The organism is Bartonella sp. CL266QHHD (assembly GCF_042195355.1).
GTDB lineage: Bacteria > Pseudomonadota > Alphaproteobacteria > Rhizobiales > Rhizobiaceae > Bartonella.
Map to the genome: position 1 here is coordinate 1 of NZ_JBHIOD010000006.1, position 1,145 is coordinate 1,145.

At 45.9% G+C, this 1,145-nt stretch carries 1 pseudogene; it reads right to left on the reverse strand.

The window, feature by feature from the left end:
- Window positions 1-1,145, reverse strand: a pseudogene (locus tag ACFIK7_RS00160) (DUF4815 domain-containing protein); the annotation flags it as partial.

Here is a 1,145-nt window from a genome sequence, read left to right on the forward strand (position 1 = left end):
GGCTAAAGCCTCATCTTGATGGGCGGTCCAGCTCCTAGCATTGACAGAAGAAAAGCGTGGACCGGTCACGTAAGGGTGGCTTGAAACGTATCTCTGGTGTTCTGCATCAAAATCTCCAAGCTTTGCTAGTGAAACGGCATGATCAGCATCATCGGTTTTAATGACAAAGGCGGTGAGACGGTCATTAGGGACTAACAAAGGGACATCATAGCGTGCCTCTGCCCACCCTCCCTTTGCGCCCTTCATAGAATAAAAGCTTTGTGCTTGAATATCGGCGGTCGGATAACCGTTTTCTGTAGTGACCAAATCAATCACCAGATCATGGTTCTGATTGCCGATTTTGCAAAGATGAAAGTCAATACCGGTGATTTGCCGTGTTTCATCGGGGGTAAAGACTTGCGCTTGTGGGTCAAATTGCATCCATATTTTNTGTTTCATCGGGGGTAAAGACTTGCGCTTGTGGGTCAAATTGCATCCATATTTTCACAGTGGTGGTGCGCCGCATCACTTTCACATCAATCACACCTTGCCCTGTAAAAAGCCCCGTTGCAATGGTTCCACCTTTCCCCCGTGCCACAACATTTTTTGTGCCAGCGGTGATGTTTTGTGGAATTTTAAAAGTTCCTTCAAGGGTGCCCTTGCTATCGGCAACAAGGCGGCTCGCTGGCAAAACATTCACACCATCAAAGATGAGGCTTTCTAATTGTTCTAACTTGCCAAAGCCTTCAATTTTAAAGTGAAGGGTAATTTGTCTTAAAAAGTCGGTTTGTTCTTGATGTGCATTGACCAAGTCATCACGCACTTCTGTGTTACGGATAGTTCTGCCGCGATGTTTTCCCATAATGATTTGATTGGTGATACCCGAGAGCCAATCTGTGCGTTGTTCATGCCAGAAGTCTGTCGCGGGTTCAAGGGTTACTGTACCAGGCAGGGGTGCAAAATTTTGATAAGGATTGATTTTTTCGCAAGCCGTTGTCAACTCTTGCGCAATAATCACTTCATTTGTCCAGTCAAGGGTGACAGGCGCTGTAAGATTAGCGGTGTAAAAGGTTGGATCAATGGCAAGCTGTAAAATGCCGTTGCCTACAGCACCTGTTTGTTGAAAGCCTTCATCTCTGTAACTATCATCAAGAAAAGGGTCTGCA